Source organism: Rhodanobacter glycinis (assembly GCF_900114325.1).
GTDB classification, from domain to species: Bacteria; Pseudomonadota; Gammaproteobacteria; order Xanthomonadales; family Rhodanobacteraceae; genus Rhodanobacter_A; species Rhodanobacter_A glycinis.
In genome coordinates this window covers 157,548-175,213 of the sequence record NZ_FOSR01000001.1, presented here as the reverse complement: position 1 = coordinate 175,213, position 17,666 = coordinate 157,548, and the positions used below count along the sequence as shown (strand labels likewise).

Annotated in this window: 17 protein-coding genes and 1 tRNA gene; 5 read left to right on the top strand and 13 right to left on the bottom strand. The window is 64.0% G+C overall.

All coding sequences use genetic code 11. The features are described from left to right. Window positions 1-33: 33 nt before the first annotated feature. Genes BMY90_RS00845 through BMY90_RS00830 form a run of 4 tightly spaced genes read right to left on the bottom strand, consistent with a single transcriptional unit; the run spans window position 34 to window position 2,789 of the window. Window positions 34-636, bottom strand: coding sequence for a pilus assembly PilX family protein (locus tag BMY90_RS00845; RefSeq protein ID WP_245734780.1), 603 nt, complete (start codon window positions 634-636; stop codon window positions 34-36). Window position 637: 1 nt separating this feature from the next. Beyond that, entirely contained in the window at window positions 638-1,681 is a 1,044-nt protein-coding gene (locus tag BMY90_RS00840; protein ID WP_092700492.1) for a prepilin-type N-terminal cleavage/methylation domain-containing protein, read from the bottom strand. Then, entirely contained in the window at window positions 1,678-2,169 is a 492-nt protein-coding gene (gene pilV, locus BMY90_RS00835) for a type IV pilus modification protein PilV (RefSeq protein WP_175481474.1), read from the bottom strand. Before pilV ends, BMY90_RS00840 begins: the two co-directional genes overlap by 4 nt. Continuing rightward, window positions 2,166-2,789, bottom strand: coding sequence for a GspH/FimT family pseudopilin (locus BMY90_RS00830; protein ID WP_245734778.1), 624 nt, complete (start codon window positions 2,787-2,789; stop codon window positions 2,166-2,168). The genes pilV and BMY90_RS00830 overlap by 4 nt, the downstream gene beginning before the upstream one ends. Before the next feature lie 330 nt (window positions 2,790-3,119). On the opposite strand from BMY90_RS00830, the gene BMY90_RS00825 reads away from it, so the two are divergent. Together BMY90_RS00825 and BMY90_RS00820 are read left to right on the top strand one after the other, a co-directional pair. Next, window positions 3,120-3,195, top strand: a tRNA-Thr gene (locus tag BMY90_RS00825). Between the two features lie 352 nt (window positions 3,196-3,547). Beyond that, on the top strand, window positions 3,548-3,751 hold the full coding sequence (locus BMY90_RS00820) for a hypothetical protein (protein WP_008212616.1): 204 nt from the start codon (window positions 3,548-3,550) through the stop codon (window positions 3,749-3,751). A 127-nt stretch (window positions 3,752-3,878) separates the two neighbouring features. On the opposite strand, the gene ispH is transcribed toward BMY90_RS00820, so the two are convergent. The 5 genes from ispH to murJ all read right to left on the bottom strand — a co-directional run bounded on the left by ispH (window position 3,879) and on the right by murJ (window position 11,643). Beyond that, window positions 3,879-4,823 (bottom strand): 4-hydroxy-3-methylbut-2-enyl diphosphate reductase, encoded by a 945-nt coding sequence (gene ispH, locus BMY90_RS00815; protein WP_008212615.1) that lies wholly within the window; start codon window positions 4,821-4,823, stop codon window positions 3,879-3,881. Between the two features lie 127 nt (window positions 4,824-4,950). Beyond that, window positions 4,951-5,451: a signal peptidase II gene (gene lspA / locus BMY90_RS00810; RefSeq protein WP_092700486.1), complete on the bottom strand. Its 501-nt coding sequence runs from the start codon at window positions 5,449-5,451 to the stop codon at window positions 4,951-4,953. Window positions 5,452-5,623: 172 nt separating this feature from the next. Continuing rightward, entirely contained in the window at window positions 5,624-8,587 is a 2,964-nt protein-coding gene (locus tag BMY90_RS00805; RefSeq protein WP_092700483.1) for an isoleucine--tRNA ligase, read from the bottom strand. A gap of 212 nt (window positions 8,588-8,799) precedes the next feature. Then, window positions 8,800-9,753: a bifunctional riboflavin kinase/FAD synthetase gene (locus BMY90_RS00800; protein WP_092700481.1), complete on the bottom strand. Its 954-nt coding sequence runs from the start codon at window positions 9,751-9,753 to the stop codon at window positions 8,800-8,802. Between the two features lie 282 nt (window positions 9,754-10,035). After that, window positions 10,036-11,643, bottom strand: a complete 1,608-nt coding sequence (gene murJ / locus BMY90_RS00795) for a murein biosynthesis integral membrane protein MurJ (protein WP_175481466.1) — start codon at window positions 11,641-11,643, stop codon at window positions 10,036-10,038. Between the two features lie 213 nt (window positions 11,644-11,856). Here murJ and rpsT point away from each other — a divergent pair, with 213 nt between their 5' ends. Together rpsT and BMY90_RS00785 are read left to right on the top strand one after the other, a co-directional pair. After that, the gene (rpsT, locus tag BMY90_RS00790) at window positions 11,857-12,120 is read left to right on the top strand and encodes a 30S ribosomal protein S20 (RefSeq protein WP_008213299.1); all 264 of its coding nucleotides are present in this window, start codon (window positions 11,857-11,859) and stop codon (window positions 12,118-12,120) included. 233 nt (window positions 12,121-12,353) lie between these two features. Continuing rightward, window positions 12,354-12,950, top strand: a complete 597-nt coding sequence (locus BMY90_RS00785; RefSeq protein WP_092700479.1) for a hypothetical protein — start codon at window positions 12,354-12,356, stop codon at window positions 12,948-12,950. Between the two features lie 200 nt (window positions 12,951-13,150). Here BMY90_RS00785 and cgtA read toward each other — a convergent pair whose 3' ends face one another. The 4 genes from cgtA to BMY90_RS00765 form a co-directional block, all read right to left on the bottom strand. Further along, window positions 13,151-14,230, bottom strand: coding sequence for an Obg family GTPase CgtA (cgtA, locus tag BMY90_RS00780; protein ID WP_092700476.1), 1,080 nt, complete (start codon window positions 14,228-14,230; stop codon window positions 13,151-13,153). 170 nt (window positions 14,231-14,400) lie between these two features. Continuing rightward, window positions 14,401-14,658, bottom strand: a complete 258-nt coding sequence (gene rpmA / locus BMY90_RS00775; RefSeq protein WP_008213296.1) for a 50S ribosomal protein L27 — start codon at window positions 14,656-14,658, stop codon at window positions 14,401-14,403. Window positions 14,659-14,678: 20 nt separating this feature from the next. Then, window positions 14,679-14,993, bottom strand: coding sequence for a 50S ribosomal protein L21 (rplU, locus tag BMY90_RS00770; protein WP_008213295.1), 315 nt, complete (start codon window positions 14,991-14,993; stop codon window positions 14,679-14,681). Window positions 14,994-15,171: 178 nt separating this feature from the next. After that, window positions 15,172-15,687: a DUF2059 domain-containing protein gene (locus tag BMY90_RS00765; protein WP_092700474.1), complete on the bottom strand. Its 516-nt coding sequence runs from the start codon at window positions 15,685-15,687 to the stop codon at window positions 15,172-15,174. Between the two features lie 277 nt (window positions 15,688-15,964). Between BMY90_RS00765 and BMY90_RS00760 the strand changes: the two genes are divergently transcribed. Next, window positions 15,965-17,491, top strand: coding sequence for a DHA2 family efflux MFS transporter permease subunit (locus BMY90_RS00760; RefSeq protein WP_092700471.1), 1,527 nt, complete (start codon window positions 15,965-15,967; stop codon window positions 17,489-17,491). The last annotated feature ends 175 nt before the right edge of the window (window positions 17,492-17,666 follow it).

Genomic DNA, 17,666 nt, shown 5'->3' with positions numbered 1-17,666 from the left:
GCTCGGCCATGCATGCGGTAATGTCCGGTACGGTCAGTTTTGCTTGATGACTGCCTGGAGAGTCACCACGGCACGATCCCCTATCGTGGCAGGGTCTCCGCTACGTGCGGTGATGCGGTAGTACACCGCGGTGGAAGAGGATCCCTGCACACCGTAGTTGCGCGAGTTGGCGGTCTGGTTGAAGCCGGTGTTGTTGGTCGTATCGACCCAGTTGCCCATGTTCTCCACCACGAACTGCGGCTGGCCGGCCGCCACGGCACTGGCACTGAAGTCGCCAGCCGCCGTCCCGGTACTCACCGTATGGATACCGCCGGAAGGCAGGTTCGAGTCAGCGAACGGATTGGAAAGGCACACGACACCGCTGGCCTGGCAATCTCGGGCGATGATGCCGGGGTTGCTGGAGACCAAGGCCTCACCGGCACGTAGCCCGGCTTCGGCACTCTGGAAGGCAATCTGCCGGTCATACTGATTGGATGCCATCTTGTTCTGCATGATGGTGCCGCGCACGCTCGCCAGCCCCACCAAGGTAATGAGCAGCAACAAAATCAGCGCCACTACCAGCGCAATGCCTTGCTGGGCACGTGCCATGCTCGACATGGCACGCCCACGCAAACGGTAAACAATGATGGGTTTCATGTCAGTGGACTCGGTTGCGCACCGTGGTAGTCGAGGTGAACGAACGTACAAGCGGCTTTGCGTCGGTACCGGCTCGCTGGTACGTGCTCTCTACCGTCAGGATGATCTTTGCCGCATCGACGGTCGCCCAGCCTGTACCGATGTCGGTGGCCGTTTGATAAGCGCTGCTCGATGGCTGGAGATAGGAAATCGTCATTCCGGTGACATTGCGTACCATCTCCTGCGTTGTAGTTGACGCGCTGCCACCACTGGTCACCAGGGCCAGGCGATACAACGATTGCCCACCCGCAGGGTTCGTGCCGATATACCAGTCGACCCCGGTGAGCTTGGCAACCCGCGAGTTGGGTGGAAAAGTGTAGGTATTCCCGTTCTGGCTCGAGCAATCAGTCGGATAGCCCAGCCCCTTCGAGCAGTTTCCGGGAAACGGCTTTGTGCCACTGCTGTTCGCGTTGTGCACGACCGTGACATTGTTCGAATTGATGTTCGTGATCTGCAGGATGGCTGCATGATCAAAATCGCAGACCATGATCACGTCGCCAGTCTGCAGATCATTGGTGCTCTCGTTGATCTTGAAGTTGGCCGAGTTTGACGAGGGTGTTTGCGAAACGCTCAGCCCCATTCCTCCCGTACTCAGGACATGGACGGAACTGGTGCCCTTCACCGGAGCGCCATCACCCTTCAGACCGCTGAGCGCGGGGTCGGTGGTGGCGTCATCGTACCCGTGCAAGGCGTTTGGCCAGTCAGCCCACCAGTCATTCGTGGATGGGTTCAATACATTGGACACGCGCCCACTGCTTGTATCGCAACCGGTGAGTCCTGCATCACGAATGTCGCGCGCAAGCATTTCGAAAGCTATGCGCGAGCTGTCCTGCACGTCGCCCAGCGCATCGTTCGTGCGATAGGTCCGTTGGCCAGCCAGGAACACACTGGTAACGCCCGCGATGACGATAAGGCCAAGCAGCATGGCCACCATCAATTCCACGAGGGTAAAGCCATTCGAAAACCGTAGCCTTCCGTTTCGGCTCAGGGAAAAAGGATTGTTCATAGCATGGCCTTCGTGACGACCTGCTGGGTAGAACTGCCTTGCAGGCCAGCCCGGCTGTCGTCGAACTGGATCGTGATCGTGCAATAGGCAGTATTGGTGCCTGTGGCATTCGTGCAGTCAACCTTGCCTGTGGTGCTGGCAGTAGCACCGAGATCCTTGCCCAGTTGCCCACACCATTGGTTGAGCTGAAGACTGGCCAGCGAGGCACCTGCTGCCGGGCAAGCATTCGCCGTGACTGTCGTGGTATATGAACCACTGGTTGCACCGGTAAGGTCGGCGCGCATTGCATCCAGGATCGAGTAGGTGTCGATCGTGGCCATGCTGCGCGCCATCGCGCTGTTGTTCGTGGACAGAGACATCGCCTGCAATGCCGCTATGCCGAGGAAGCCGATGGACAGCACCAGCACGGCCACCAGCACCTCGATGAGACCGACACCCGCCTGCACACGAGGCGTCCGGGATGAGCGATACATTCGTCGAATGATCATTGGCACGTGGAACTCGTAGTGATGTCAACATGGACGATCGAACCCGTGGTAATGCTGACCACCCGGTGATTGTCCGAACTGAGCGAGGTGGTGCAGATATCCGCCACCGTGCCGTCGGAAAGCGTTGTCAGGCTGGTCGGGGCATAACCCAGCCCCTGGCCATTGAATCGCACGGCTTTCATGCTGCCATTGAGCTGGATACCGCCTTCGAGTCCCATATTCGGGGCTTGTACAAGCACGGAAGTCGTTCCGTTGACCACGGTGTAAACGGCGCCAGCATTGCTTCCACACAGGCCGCCCAACGTGTCGCTGCCGTTGGCGGTACTGCTGTCGCTGCAAAACTGGACGCTGGCATTGCGCTTGACAGCTTCCATCCTCGCCACATTGAGCGCACCGACAACGTCATTGGCAGCGGTGGTTAGCCGGTTGGACAAGGTGAGATTGCGGAAACTCGGCACCGCGATGGCGGTAAGGATCACGGCCACGGCCAAGGTGATCATCAGCTCGACCAGGGTGAAGCCGCGTTGCCGTGGCGTCGGCGCAAGTTCACGACTCGCGCAATGCATGGCATCCCCGGCCATGATCGACAGGCGCGCCCGCCGCCCCATAAGAAATCGCATGGAAATCCCCCTGTATCTCGTGACTCACTCTAGCGAGCTGCCCTGGCAAGCCCACTCTCTGGCCGACAAGCGGCGGATTCGAGCCGACGAGCGGTTCCTAGCCAGATCCGGAACTTGCACTAGGTCACACTGCGCCAACATCGGCGCACCCGATAACTCCGCAACGTCGCCCCCCCCCGAGGCGTCCATCAGCTCGCGAAGGGCGCAAGTTTGGCCGCAGCCATGCTTGCACGCCACCCGGCCTGCCCGTACACTTCGCGGCTCACCGTGGAATATGGCTCAGTGGGTGGAGCGACGCATTTCTCGTGCGACTTCGGTGTCTCCAGTTTTGCCGTTGTAGCTCAGTTGGTAGAGCAACTGATTCGTAATCAGTAGGTCGGAGGTTCGACTCCTCTCAACGGCACCAGGACAAGCAAAAGGCCTGCAGCGATGCGGGCCTTTTGCTTGTGGCATCGCGAGCGCACCTCCACGTATCCGGGTTCGTCCCCTATAGGAAACCTCGAAAAGCCCCGTCACTCTAGCGAAAGCTGGAACCCTGCGCCTTCAAGGCATTGAAAAGCAAAGGCACTGGATTCCTGCTTTCGCAGGAATGACGAGCAAAATAAGGTTATTCGAGATCCTTATGGTGCAGAAGGCGTGGACATAACTTCTACGCGGGATTGACGCCCGCAGTCCTTAAGTAGGTGTCAGGCGCCACGGCGGGCGGGAAGTTGGCTTTTCGCCCGGTCGGTGGCGTGGCAACCGAAGGAGGACGCGTCATGAATGCGATCGGTAGCTCCCGTCCAGGCCCGTTTGAACTGGATGTCATCACCCGCAGCGATCACGCCCCGACCAACCATGAGCGCTATGGCAATTGGGCGCAGAAGTTCTACGGCAACGGTTTCCACGAGGCTTTCAAGGACGCCGAAACGCCGGCGAGCTATGCGCTGGCGTTCGATGTGTCGGCAGCGGTGGTTCACTGAGGCCTGCCCGGTAGGAGCGCACTCGTGGGCGATGCTTTCTCTCCCCGGCCCTGACGAATGAGCAAAGTAAAGGCATCGCCCGTGAACGGGCTCCTACAGTGGCATTCCACGATGACGACACGCGCCGTCAGGGCGTAACGACGCGCAGCTCTTTCGGCAACGCGAAGGTGATGCTTTCCGGCTCGCCATCCAGTTCGCGCACTTCGCCCGCGCCCCACGATTGCAGGCGGGCGATGACGTCACGCACCAGCTTCTCGGGGGCGGAGGCTCCCGCGGTCAGGCCGATGTGTTGCACGCCGTCGAGCCACTGGCGTTCGATATGTTCGGCGCCGTCGATCAGATAGGCGCGCACGCCCTGCTTCTCGGCCAGCTCGCGCAGGCGGTTGGAGTTGGAGCTGTTGACCGAGCCCACCACCAGCATCAAGTCCACCGCATCGGCGAGCCGGCGCACGGCATCCTGGCGATTCTGCGTGGCGTAGCAGATGTCGTCCTTGCGCGGGCCTTCGACATCCGGGAATTTCTCGCGCAGGGCGGCGATGATCGCCTTGGTGTCGTCCACCGACAACGTGGTCTGAGTGACGTAGGACAACTGGTGCGGGAAGGCCGGCGTCAACATGGCCACATCCTCCACCGACTCGACCAGCAGGATCTCGCCGGTGTTGGCAGGGTTCCACTGCCCCATGGTGCCTTCCACTTCCGGATGACCGGCATGACCGATCAGCACCACGCTGCGGCCGATGCGCCCTAGTCGCGCCACTTCCATGTGCACCTTGGTGACCAGTGGACAGGTGGCGTCGAACACCTTCAGGTCGCGTTGCTCGGCTTCCTCGCGCACCGCCTTGGACACGCCATGGGCGCTGAAGATCACCGTGGCACCGTCGGGCACTTCGTGCAGTTCCTCGACGAACACCGCGCCGTCGTGGCGCAGCTTGTCGACCACGTAGCGGTTGTGCACCACCTCGTGCCGCACGTAGATTGGCGCACCGTAGGATTCCAGCGCACGGTCGACGATGGCAATGGCGCGGTCGACACCGGCACAGAAACCGCGGGGATTGGCGAGCAGGATGTCCATAGTAAAAGCCGTGGCCTTGTCCCTCCCCCTGCTTGCAGGGGGAGATGGAGGGGGTCGCGCACCGGGCTTACCCCTCCCCAACCCTCCCCTGCACGCAGGGGAGGGAGTGATAGAGAGCAGGCAGCAATTATCGCACGCCGCCTTTTTCCGTGCCGCCGAACAGCCCGAACACCACCAGTATCACCGCTCCGACGGTCACCCCGCAGTCGGCGATGTTGAACACGGGGTAATGCCAGTTCCGGTAGTAGACGTCGATGAAATCGGTGACCTGGGCCGCATGCAGGCGATCGATCAGGTTGCCCAGCGCGCCGCCGATGATCAGCGCCAGCGGCAGTGCCGTGCGCCAGTCACGCCGCGCGGTACGTGCCAGCCACACCACCAGCACCGCGCTGATGACGATGGCCAGCACCACGAAGAACCAGCGCTGCCAGCCGCCGCTCATGGCCAGGAAGCTGAAGGCCGCGCCGGGGTTGAAGGTCAGCGTCCAATTGAGGAAACCGGGAATCACCGGGTGTGGCACGCCCGGCTGCAGCCCGGTCAATGCCCACCATTTGCTGAGCTGGTCCAGGGCGATGACGACGACGGAAAGCAGCAGCCAGGGCAAGGCGTTGGGTTTGGGATGAGTCATGAGCTGATCGCGCCGTGGTGATTTACTCCCTCTCCCCTGCGGGGAGAGGGTTGGGGGTGAGGGGCTAATCTTGCGTTGAGGTAACGTCGAAGCATGCTTTGGAAAGGTTTTCGCTAGCACCCGCCCCTCACCTCGATCCTCTCCCCGGAGGGAGAGGAAGAAGGGCAAGGAGTCAGAACCAGCGGCGGCTTTCGCCCGGGCCTTCCACATTGCCGACGCAACGGCCGCACAGTTCGGGGTGGTCGGCATGGCTGCCCACGTCATCACGCCGGTGCCAGCAACGCACGCACTTGGCCGCGTCGCTGACCGTGGCGGAGACCCACACGTCGGCGCCCTCCAACTCGGTGAGCACGGCGTCTTCCGGCTGGCCGCCGGCCTTGTCCAGGCGCACATCGGAGGTGATGAAGACGAAGCGCAGCTCGTCCATCGCCGGCGCGTAGCGCGTCACCGTGGCCTCATCGGCATGGATTGTCAGCTTCGCTTCCAGCGCCGCGCCAATCTGGCCGCCCTTGCGCATACCTTCGAGCACGCGCGAAGCGGTGTCGCGGATCGCCAGCAGGTCGTGCCAGTAACGCCGCTGTTCGGGCGAGTTCTGGGTGGCGACCAGCCCGTCGTACCAGGTTTCGAACAGCACGCTTTCGCCGTGCTCGCCGGGCAGGCTGCGCCAGATTTCCTCGGCGGTGAAACCCAGGATCGGCGCCAGCCAGCGCACCAGCGCCTCGGCGATGCGGTACATCGCGCTCTGCGCGCTGCGCCGGCCGTGACTGTCGGCGGGCATGGTGTAGAGGCGGTCCTTGGTGATGTCCAGGTACAACGCCCCCATCTCGTTGGTGCAGAAGTTCTGCACGCGCGCCACCACTTCGGGGAAGTCGTAACGCTCGTAGGCGGCGATCACCGCCTGCTGCACGTCGCAGGCCTGCTGCACGGCCCACTGGTCCAGCGGCAGGCTGTCTTCCACCTTGACCAGATGCTTCGTCGGATCGAAACCGTCGAGATTGCCGAGCAGGAAGCGCGCGGTGTTGCGCAGGCGGCGATAGCTGTCGGACACGCGCTTCAGGATCTCGTCGGAGACGCTCATCTCGTTGCGGTAGTCGGCCGAAGCCACCCACAGGCGCAGCACGTCGGCGCCCAGCGTATCCATCACCTTCTGCGGCGCGACCACGTTGCCCAGCGACTTGGACATCTTGCGGCCTTGCGCATCCACGGCGAACCCGTGGGTGAGCACGTCATCGTAGGGCGCACGGCCGTGAATCGCGCTGGAAGTGAGCAGCGACGACTGGAACCAGCCGCGATGCTGGTCCGAGCCTTCCAGGTACATCACCTTGTATTCGCTTGCGTCGCCCTGCTGCAGCTCGGGCCGCTGGCCGATCACCGCGAAATGGGTGACGCCGGAGTCGAACCACACGTCCAGCACGTCGGTGACCTTGTCGTAATCCTTCGCCTGGTCACCCAGCAGCTCGGCCGGATCGAGGTCGTACCAGGCATCGATGCTGCCCTGCTCCACCCGCTTCGCCACCTGTTCCAGCAGCGCCACGGAATCGGGATGCGGCTCCTGCGTGGCCTTGTGCACGAACAGCGCGATCGGCACGCCCCAGGTACGCTGACGGCTGATGCACCAGTCCGGGCGCCCGGCGACCATGCCGGCGATGCGTTCCTCGCCCCAGCCCGGCACCCAGCGCACGTCCTTGATCGACTTCAACGCGGTATCGCGCAGGCCCGCCTGCTCCATGCCGATGAACCATTGCGGCGTGGCGCGGAAGATCACCGGCGTCTTGTGGCGCCAGCAGTTCGGATAGCTGTGTTCGATCTTCGCGTGCGCCAGCAGCACGCCACGCGCACGCAGCAGCTCGACGATGGCGTCGTTGGCCTTCCAGATATGCATGCCGACCAGGTCGAGGTCGCCGGCCTTCGGCGTGCCTTCGTGGTAGGTGCCGCGTGCGCCGATGTAGTTGAGCAGGCCGATGCCGTTCTCGCGGCCGACCACGAAATCTTCCACGCCGTGATCGGGTGAGGTATGCACCGCACCGGTACCGTCCTCGGCACTGACGTGATCGCCAAGGATCACCGGCACGACGCGCTCGTAGAACGGGTGGCGAAGCTGCGTGCCGTTGAGCGCTTCGCCCGCCACATGGCCCAGCACCTTGCTCCCCTCTCCCCGCGGGAGAGGGGCTGGGGGTGAGGGTTCGGCGGAGCCGGAAGGCCGCGCTTCGCCCGTACCCTCACCCGTCCTTCGGGCACCCTCTCCCAGAGGGAGAGGGGAATAACGGGCCAGCGACTTGTCGACCAGCTGGCTGGCGATCACCAGCAGCACGCGCTTGCCGCCGCGCGCCGGGCCTTCGACCAGTGCGTATTCCAGCTCCGCACCCAGCGACACCGCCTGACTTTCCGGCAGCGTCCATGGCGTGGTGGTCCAGATCGGCACGGCGACGACGGCATCGCCGGCGTCCACGCCGAACTTCGCAGCCAATGCCTTCGGGTCGACCGCGTCATAAGCCACGTCCACGGCCGGCGACTGCTTGTCGCCGTATTCGATCTCGGCCTCGGCCAGCGCCGAACCGCAATCGAAGCACCAGTGCACCGGCTTGGCGCCGCGCACCACGTGGCCATTGGCGACGATGCGCGCCAGCGCGCGGATCATGTCGGCCTCGTACTTGAAATCCATCGTGCGGTACGGGTTTTCCCAATCACCCAGCACGCCCAGACGCTTGAAGCCGGCACGCTGCGCATCGACCTGCTCGGCGGCGTATTCACGACACTTCTGGCGGAAGGCGCGGGCGTCGAGCTTGTCGCCCGGCTTGCCGAACTTCTTCTCGACCGCGATCTCGATCGGCAGGCCGTGGCAATCCCAGCCCGGCACGTACGGTGCACGGCAGCCGGCCAGCAGCTTCGAGCGCACCACCATGTCCTTGAGGATCTTGTTCACCGCATGGCCGATATGGATCGCGCCATTGGCGTACGGCGGGCCATCGTGCAGCACGAACGCCTTGTCGCGCCCGGCCGCCTTCTGCTGGATCTGCGCGTAGCGGCCGGCCTTTTCCCACTCGGCTAGCCAGCCCGGCTCGCGCTTGGGCAGATCGCCGCGCATCGGGAAATCCGTCTGCGGCAGGTTGATGGTGCTCTTGTAATCCTGGGTCATCGCTGGGGTGCCATCTGTAGGGCCGTCGTCATGGCGGCCTTGCGTTGTCTGCGCCCCGGGCTATGGACCCCCGAAGCGCCGTTTGACCGCCCGCCACGCGCGGCGGCAGGCGCACGCGCTCGGGCGATTGCCTCAAATAATAATAATGCTCGCGCCGACCACGTTCTCGTGGCGGTGTGTGGTGGATTGCGGATAGAACATGTGACTGGGGTTCATGCGCGGGCCAGTACCGGATTCATGCCCAGGATCTCCCGGGCCGAACGCGCATCATGATCCATCTGCGCCGTGAGTGCATCCAGACCGTCGAATTTCTGCTCGTCGCGCAGTTTGGCCACGAACTCCACCGCCATGCGCCGGCCATACAGGTCGCCGTCGAAATCGAACAGGTGCGTCTCCAGCAGCGGCTCGCTGACCTCGTTCACCGTGGGGCGCACGCCGAGGCTGGCCACGCCGGGCCAGCTGCACTCGCTTTCGCCCAGGCCCACGCGCACCGCGAAGATGCCCTGCACCGGACTGACCCGTTGGCGCAAGTGGATGTTGGCGGTGGGAAAGCCCAGCGTGCGACCCAGCTGGTTGCCGTATTCCACCCTGCCCTCGATCACGAACGGGCGACCGAGCAGGTGCGCGGCGCCGGCAAACTCGCCGGCGGCCAGCAGCATGCGCACGCGACTGGCCGAAACGCGGCTGTCATCCAGCAATACCGACGGCATGGTGCACGCCTTGAAGCCACTCTCGGCGCCCATCCGCTCCAGCATCGCGACATCGCCGGCACGCTTGTGGCCGAAGCGGAAATCGGCGCCGACCCAGACTTCCCGCGCGGCCAGCCGTTCGACCAGCACGCGACGCACGAAATCCTCGGCCGACATGGCCGTGAGCGCGGTGTTGAAACGCAGCAACAGGGCGTGTTCCATGCCGGCCGCGGCAAAACCTTGCAGCTTCTCGCGCACGCTGGACAGGCGCGGCAACGGCTCTTTCGAGAAAAACGCTCGCGGCAGCGGCTCGAAACTCACCACCACCGGCACACAGCCAAGTACAGCCGCGCGCTCGCGCACCTCGGCCAGCAAGGCCTGGTGTCCGCGGTGCAAGCCATCGAAGGCCCCGACCGCCATGACGCTGCCGCCGGGAGCCAGACACGGCCCCGCAACATCCCGGGAGAGTCTCATCATCGCCTGAGTATAACGGGACCATCGCCACGCGTAATGCCCGACACGGCCCAGCCCGCGTGAAAAGCGTCGCCGCCGAATGATGGCTACCAGGCCGTCAGCGCTAGGAGCGTGGGCGGTAGAAACTTTCGAGGCGAAAAAGTGGCTGCGTGAGGACAGATTTTCGACGATTCGCCGGCCCATAGTGGTTCTATGGGCCAAGAAGCGACGGAAATATGGACCACGCAGACGCTTTTGCAGCCCGGAAGATTTCTGCCGCCCACGCTCCTTGGACCACAACCGCCATCAATTCCCGCGCAAGTCGCGCAAGCGGAAGCCGCAGGCGAACAGCGTGCCGACGTAAGCCAGCCCACCTGCGGTCACCAGCACGGCCAGATGCCAGACCCGCACGAACACCGGCACCACGGTCCAGTGCGGCCACAGCCAGCGACCAGCCAGCAGGACCACGATCATCGCCGCGCACGACACCGCCAGTCGCAGCCAGTGCCGCGCCCAGCCGGGCTGGTGGTCATACACGCCGGCACGTTTCAACCAGCGCCACAGCAACGCGAACTGCAGGTAGTTGGACAACACGCTGGCCATCGCCAGGCCCACGTGCAAGCCCGGCACCTGTGCGATGCCCTGCAACCAGCCGAGCTGCTTCTGCGCCGGCGTCGCCCACAGCTCGAACAGCAACGCCACCAGCAGCCCGTTGAACAGCATGTTGGTCACCAGCGACACCAGCGCCGCACGCACCGGCGTGCGCGTGTCCTGCCGCGAATAGAACGCCGGCAACACCACTTTCACCAGGGCATAGGCCGGCACGCCGCAACTCAGCGCCATGGTCGACAGAGTGGTCATGTGCGTGTCGAACACGGTGTACTGGCCGTTCTGGAAGAACGTGCTCACCAGCGGCTCGGCCAGCAGCAGCAGCGCGAACATCGCCGGCACGGCGATCAGCAGCGTGGTGCGCACGCCCCAGTCCAGCGCCCTGGAGAAACCCGCCCGATCGGTACCGACATGATGGCGCGACAGCGCCGGCAGGATCACCGTGCCCAGCGCCACGCCAAACACGCCCAGCGGCAATTCGAGGAAGCGCGTGGACTGGTACACCCAGGTCTGCGAGCCGGTGACCAGCAAGGTGATCAGCACCGTATCCAGCAGCAGGTTGATCTGCCCCACCGAAGCGCCGAACAGCGTCGGCACCATGAGTTTCATGATCCGGCGCACTTGCGGGTGGCGCCAGCCCCAGCGCGGCAGCGACAACAGGTCGAGCCCGCGCAACGCCGGCAGCAGGAACAGCAGCTGCAACACGCCGGCCACCAGCACTGCCCAGCCCAGCGCCATGATCGGCACCTGCAGCCGCGGTGCCAGCCACAACGCGCCGAAGATCATGCACACGTTGAGGATCACCGGCGTCATCGCCGGCAGGCCGAAGCGATGGAAACTGTTCAGCGCACCGCCGGCCAAGGCCGTCAGCGACACGAACAACAGATAAGGGAATGTCAACCGCAACAACCCGATGATCAGGTCGAACTTGTGTGGCTGTGCAATATCACCCGGTGCGAACACCGTCGCCACCTGCGGGGCGAAGATCAGCCCCAGCGCGGTAATCAGCAGCAACACCCCACCCAGCGTGCCCGCCACGCGCGCGGTCAGCTCCTTCAGCTCGGCGTGACTGCGGGTTTCCTTCACCTCGGTGAATACCGGCACGAAGGCGGTGGAGAACGAGCCTTCGGCGAACATCCGCCGCATGAAATTGGGAATGCGGAAGGCGATGACGAACGCATCGGTGGCTGCCGAAGCACCGAACACGTGACTCATTGCCACGTCCCGGGCCAGCCCGAGCACGCGTGAAACCATGGTCATGCTGCTGAACGACAGCAACCCGCGAAGCATGCTGGGGGACTTCATGCGGCTGTGGGAACCTTCAATGGCGGGCAAGCGCATAGTGTGCCAGCCAGCGCCGGCCAATGGTCGGGCCAACTCGTGTCACAATGGCGGCATCGCGATCACGCCATCCCGCCGATGCCACCCTTGGCACTGCCAAGTGGTTGACCCGACAGCCCTGTGCGCGCATAATTGTGCGTCTTTTTTCCAACACTCAAGCCTTTCCGGAGTTCTACCTTGGCCAACATCAAGTCCGCGAAGAAGCGTGCGCGCCAGTCCGAGCAGCGCCGCCTGCGCAACGTCAGCGCCCGCTCCATGGTCCGTACCGCCCTCAAGAAGGTCGTCAAGGCCATCGAGGCCAAGGACAAGGCTGCCGCCGTTGAAGCCTTCGCCGCCGCCCAGCCGGTGATGGATCGTTACGCCGCCCGCGGCCTGATCCACAAGAACAAGGCCGCTCGCCACAAGAGCCGCCTGAACGCGAAGATCCACGAGCTGGCGTAAGCCGCTCCGCTTTTCGTGTTCCACGGAAAGCCGGCGCCTGCGCCGGCTTTTTCGTGTGCCCGGAACAACCCGGCACACCCGGCTGATGCCTCCTCCGGCCATTTTGTGACGCGCGCACGCACGCACCGCACAAACGCAAGCTTCCGGCGCACTGCCACTTGTACGGCCACGCTAGTATCCTCGGCTTGCCGATTGCGCAAACCGCTGTCTTCAGCATGCCCAAGGGGATAACCATGAATACGATTCTGAAACTCGCATTGGCGTGCGCCGGCGCCGCCTCGCTCAGCGCCTGCATTTCGACCCAGTCTTACGTGGGCCCCGCCAGCCCCATGGCCAGCACGACGGCACTGCGCAGCCTGAGCCAGCCGATTCCGGTGAAGGTCAACACCCAGTTCCAGGTGAACGGCAAGGCCTCCCCTGCCGGCACCCCCTCGCTGCAGGCCCAGGTGGAAAGCGCATTGCGCAGCAGCGGCGTGTTCACGCCTTCGCAGGATCCGGCTACCGCCGCCAGCATCACGGTGACCGTGAACGATACGGTCGACCTGCAGGCCGCGCACAAGAAGGGCTTCCACGCCGGCCTGACGCTCGGCAGCTCGGGCACCGTGATTCCGGACAACTACACCTACACCGCGTCGTATGCCAACAGCGCCGGCGAACCGTACCAGGCCAGCTACAAGCAGGACATCCTCACCGCCATCGGCAGCAATGTGCAGGTACCGGTGGGGGTCAAGGCGACCACGCCGGGAGATGCGTTCCACCGCGTCATTCTCGACATGACCACGCAGTTCGTGCAGGACCTGCAGACCAAGGGCCTGGTGGCCGAACGCTGAGAGACTGCGAAAGACCCGCAGCCATCGGGTGCAGGAGCCCGCTCGCGGGCGATGCTCTCCCAAATTTCAGCCAACGGCATCGCCCGCGAGCGGGCTCCTGCGGAGGGGGATTCGGGCGATTATGCGGCGTGAGCGTGAGTTCCCCACCTGCGCCGACCCTTGCGACATAAAAAACGCGCCCTCGAAAAGGGCGCGTTTTTTCATTCCGCCGGACTGTCTCCGCGCAAGCGCACGTCATCGGGCAGCATGTCGACGCGTCCTGCCGCGTCTTCGCGCTGCGCCTCGAAGAAGCGCTGCACTTGCTGGCATACCGCCAGCGTGTTGTCACGAGCAATTGCCGACACCAGGAACCACGGCTGGGTCCAGCCGAGCTGCTCCACGATGGCCTCGGCCGCGGCCTGGCGTTCGTCTTCCGGCAGCACGTCGGCCTTGTTCAGCACCAGCCAGCGCGTCCGCTCCAGCAACTCGGGATCGAAGCGCGAAAGCTCCTGCTCGATCGCCCGCACCTGCTCGACCGGATCACTGCCATCGATCGGCGCAATGTCCACCATGTGCAGCAACAGTCGCGTGCGCGAGACGTGGCGCAGGAACTGGATGCCCAATCCGGCGCCGTCCGCGGCACCTTCGATCAAACCGGGGATATCGGCGATCACGAAGCTCTGGTCGGTGCCCAGGCTGACCACGCCCAGGTTCGGGTGCAGCGTGGTGAACGGGTAATCCGCCACCCGCGGCGTGGCCGCCGAAACCGCACGAATGAAGGTGGACTTGCCGGCATTCGGAAAACCCAGCAAGCCCACGTCGGCGAGCAGTTTCAGTTCCAGCTTCAGCTCGCGCACGTCGCCCGGCGTGCCCGGCGTGGCCTTGCGCGGCGCCCGGTTCACCGAACTCTTGAAATGGATGTTGCCCAGGCCGCCCTTGCCGCCCTGCGCCACCAGCAGGCGCTGGCCGTGCTCGGTGAGATCGCCGATCACCTCGTCGGTATCGACATTGGTGATGACGGTGCCGATCGGCACGCGGATCGTGGTGTCCTCGCCGCCCTTGCCGTACATGTCGCTGCCCATGCCGTTCTGGCCGCGCGGCGCCTTGAAGCTGCGCTGGTGGCGGAAATCGATCAGCGTGTTGAGGCCTTCGTCGGCCACCAGCCAGACCGAGCCGCCACTGCCACCGTCACCGCCATCGGGGCCACCGAAGGGGATGAATTTCTCGCGACGGAAGCTGATGCAGCCATTGCCGCCATTGCCCGCCTGGACGTGGATGATTGCTTCGTCGACGAATTTCATGAATTGGGTGCCAAAAAGGGAACGGACAACATTCGGCGAGCACTATCTTGCCATGATCGCCCAACCGTCATTCCAGCGAAGGCCGGAAGCGGTTGTCGCCGGAATGACGGCTGCGTGCATAAAGCAAAAGCCCCGCCGAAGCGGGGCTTTTGCGGCAACTTCGCGACGCGTCAAGCCTTGACGACGTCGACGAACTTGCGATTGTTCTCGCCGCGGGTCTTGAACTCGACGGTACCGTCGACCAGCGCGAACAGGGTATGGTCGCGCCCCAGGCCCACACCGGCGCCGGGATGGAACTTGGTACCGCGCTGACGCACGATGATGTTGCCGGCTTCAACCGCCTGGCCGCCATAGATCTTCACGCCGAGATACTTCGGGTTCGAATCGCGACCGTTGCGGCTGGAACCTACGCCTTTTTTATGTGCCATGACTCAAATGCTCCAGTTGCTCAGGCGTTGATGCCCGTGATCTCGACTTCGGTGAAATGCTGGCGGTGGCCCTGCTGCTTCTTGTGGTGCTTGCGGCGGCGGAACTTGATGATGCGCACCTTGTCGGCACGGCCGTGCTTGCGCACGGTGGCGGACACGGTGGCGCCGTCCACGATCGGCGCACCGACGGTGATCGACTCGCCTTCGCCAACCAGCAGCACCTGGTCGAAGCTGACCACGGCGCCTTCTTCGGCGTTCAGCAGTTCCACGCGCAGGACGTCGCCCTGTTGCACGCGATACTGCTTGCCGCCGGTCTTGATGACTGCGTAACTCATGGGAATGGCCCTTCTGTCGTTATTCTCTTGGGGTTCGCCAAGGCCGAACCGGCCGTGGTGAACTGGGGATTATAGCGACAGCCATCCGTGGTGGTCAATTCATGAGCAGGCGCAAAACGGCCTGCCACGCCCCTTCCTCGCGAACAGGAAAGGAGCGGGCCCAATCCCGCGCCGTCGCTTACTTGCCTTTCAACGGCGAAGCCTTCGCCGAGGGGCTGGCCGGACAGCGCCCCTGGGCATCCACCTTGCCTTCCTTCTGCAGCTCGCCAAGCATCGCCTGGGCGCGCTGCTGGCCCCACTGGCGACCGATCTGCATGCCTTCGGCCATGGTCGCCGGCATTTCCGCGATGACCTTCTGGCCCAGCGGCGAACGGTAGAACTTGAGCAGGCCGGCCACTTCCTCGGCGGTGAAATGCTTCTGGTAGATCGGAATCATCCGCTCGGTAAGCTGCTTGACGCCATTGGCATCGACGAAATCCTGCCAATAGCCGGCCGGCACGCACGGCAGCTGCTGGCCCATGACACCGGCCATCTGCGTGTTCATCTGGCTGAACATCTTGCCCACGCTGAACACCTGCATCAGCTGACGCACCTGTTCGGCACTGGGTTTCGTCGTCGCGGCCACGGCCTGGCCGGTCCCCACTGCCAGCAGCAGCCCGGCGCCGATCCCCATCGCCCATTTGCGCATCGCCATGTTTGCATCTCCCGTTGCGGCAGCCGCGGATGCGACCGCAGTGCCCGCATTATTCATCATGCGGCGGCGATTTCCGACCCGGCGGGCCTGCTGCCAACCGCTGGCGCATGTACTTGCATTGCCAATAATGTACTAGACAATCATAATTTGCCGGTGACGCGGGCATCCCTGCCTCGCCTGTCATCTTCACGCCGTTCAAATCGCAACGCCCGGTTTCGCCGGACGCCGCGGCTTGCCGCATCGCCACGCCCGGAAACCCGCAAGCCGTCATGCCCGCATGAGCACCCACTATCAACCGCCCAACCTGGCGCTGGCGACGATCGGATTGTCACTGGCCATCTTCATGCAGGCGCTGGATTCCACCATCGCCAACGTGTCGCTGCCGGCCATCGCGGGCAACCTGGGCGTCAGCGCCAACGAAAGCACCTGGGTGATCACCTCGTTTGCGGTGAGCATGGCCATTTCGCTGCCGCTGACCGGCTTCCTCAGCCGGCGCTTCGGCGAGACCCGGCTGTTCATCTGGACCACCTTGCTGTTCGTGGCCTCGTCGCTGCTGTGTGGCCTGTCGCGCAGCATGGGCACGCTGATCCTGTTCCGTGCCATCCAGGGCGCCGTGGCCGGGCCGATGTACCCGATCACGCAAAGCCTGATGATCGGCATCTATCCGAACCACAAGCGCGGCATGGCATTGGCACTGCTGTCGATGGTGGCCGTGGTGGCGCCGATCGCCGGGCCGATCCTGGGTGGCTGGATCACCGACAACTACTCGTGGCCGTGGATCTTCTTCATCAACGTGCCGGTAGGCATTTTCGCCAGCATGGTGGCGGCCAGCCAGATGAAAGGCCGGGTGGAGACCACCACGCGCCCGAAGGTGGACTACGTGGGCCTGATCGCGCTGATCGTCGGCGTGGGCGCGCTGCAGATCGTGCTGGACAAGGGCAACGACGCCGACTGGTTCGACTCCGGCTTCATCGTCATCACCAGCATCATCGCCGCGCTCGGCCTGATCGTGTTCCTGATCTGGGAACTGACCGACAAGGACCCCATCGTCGACCTGAAGCTGTTCCGCCACCACAACTTCAAGTTCGGCACGCTGGCACTGGTGTTGTCGTATGCGGCGTTCTTCGCGATCAACCTGCTGCTGCCGCAATGGCTGCAGCGCAACCTGGGCTACACCGCCACCTGGGCCGGTTTCGCCGCCGCGCCACTGGGCATCATCCCGGTGATGCTGACCTTCATCGTGGGCAAGTACGCGATGCGTTTCGACCTGCGCCTGCTCACCAGCGCCGCCTTCGTGGTGATGGGCGCCACCTGCTTCATCCGCGCCAGCTTCTTCATCGGCATCGACTTCTACCACGTCGCCGCCGTGCAATTGCTGATGGGGCTGGGCGTGGCGCTGTTCTTCATGCCGGTGACGGTGATCCTGCTGTCCGATCTGGAGCAGAACGAGATCGCCTCCGGCTCGGGCCTGGCCACCTTCCTGCGCACGCTGGGCGGCAGCTTCGCCGCCTCCATCACCACCTTGCTGTGGGACCGCCGCGCCGTGCTCCACCATGCGCAGCTGAGCGAGCACATCACGCCCTACAGCACCAGCGTACGCACGGCGCTGGGTGAATACGGCCACGGCAATGCACAGGCCGGCGCCGCCGTGGTGAACGGCATGATCACCCAGCAGAGCTACCAGATCGCCTTCAACGAACTGTTCCACTCGCTGGGCTGGATCTTCCTTGGCCTGATCGTGGTGATCTGGCTGGCCAAGCCACCGTTCATGGCCAAGGCCGGGGCGTCGGCGGGCGGGCACTGAGCCCCGGACTCGATTGGCCGCATCTGCGCCCCGAAGAACGGGCTGGAGGCACACACAAAGCGCCAGCATGTCGCCGCAGCCCTCCTGCGGCGCGGCATACCTGCTGCAGGGCCAGTCTCAATATCTGATCCGACCGGTTTGGTATAGTTCGTTTTTCCCCTTGCGACCCCCTCCG

What these genes read in the sequence shown, in the direction of transcription:
- rpmA (WP_008213296.1), bottom strand. Translation starts at nt 14,658, where the DNA reads ATGGCACATAAAAAAGGCGTAGGTTCCAGCCGCAACGGTCGCGATTCG.
- lspA (WP_092700486.1), bottom strand. Translation starts at nt 5,451, where the DNA reads ATGACTCATCCCAAACCCAACGCCTTGCCCTGGCTGCTGCTTTCCGTC.
- BMY90_RS00760 (WP_092700471.1), top strand. Translation starts at nt 15,965, where the DNA reads ATGAGCACCCACTATCAACCGCCCAACCTGGCGCTGGCGACGATCGGA.
- BMY90_RS00845 (WP_245734780.1), bottom strand. Translation starts at nt 636, where the DNA reads ATGAAACCCATCATTGTTTACCGTTTGCGTGGGCGTGCCATGTCGAGC.
- murJ (WP_175481466.1), bottom strand. Translation starts at nt 11,643, where the DNA reads ATGAAGTCCCCCAGCATGCTTCGCGGGTTGCTGTCGTTCAGCAGCATG.
- rplU (WP_008213295.1), bottom strand. Translation starts at nt 14,993, where the DNA reads ATGAGTTACGCAGTCATCAAGACCGGCGGCAAGCAGTATCGCGTGCAA.
- BMY90_RS00840 (WP_092700492.1), bottom strand. Translation starts at nt 1,681, where the DNA reads ATGAACAATCCTTTTTCCCTGAGCCGAAACGGAAGGCTACGGTTTTCG.
- pilV (WP_175481474.1), bottom strand. Translation starts at nt 2,169, where the DNA reads ATGATCATTCGACGAATGTATCGCTCATCCCGGACGCCTCGTGTGCAG.
- BMY90_RS00765 (WP_092700474.1), bottom strand. Translation starts at nt 15,687, where the DNA reads ATGGCGATGCGCAAATGGGCGATGGGGATCGGCGCCGGGCTGCTGCTG.
- BMY90_RS00820 (WP_008212616.1), top strand. Translation starts at nt 3,548, where the DNA reads ATGAATGCGATCGGTAGCTCCCGTCCAGGCCCGTTTGAACTGGATGTC.
- BMY90_RS00805 (WP_092700483.1), bottom strand. Translation starts at nt 8,587, where the DNA reads ATGACCCAGGATTACAAGAGCACCATCAACCTGCCGCAGACGGATTTC.
- BMY90_RS00800 (WP_092700481.1), bottom strand. Translation starts at nt 9,753, where the DNA reads ATGATGAGACTCTCCCGGGATGTTGCGGGGCCGTGTCTGGCTCCCGGC.
- BMY90_RS00830 (WP_245734778.1), bottom strand. Translation starts at nt 2,789, where the DNA reads ATGCGATTTCTTATGGGGCGGCGGGCGCGCCTGTCGATCATGGCCGGG.
- cgtA (WP_092700476.1), bottom strand. Translation starts at nt 14,230, where the DNA reads ATGAAATTCGTCGACGAAGCAATCATCCACGTCCAGGCGGGCAATGGC.
- ispH (WP_008212615.1), bottom strand. Translation starts at nt 4,823, where the DNA reads ATGGACATCCTGCTCGCCAATCCCCGCGGTTTCTGTGCCGGTGTCGAC.
- BMY90_RS00785 (WP_092700479.1), top strand. Translation starts at nt 12,354, where the DNA reads ATGAATACGATTCTGAAACTCGCATTGGCGTGCGCCGGCGCCGCCTCG.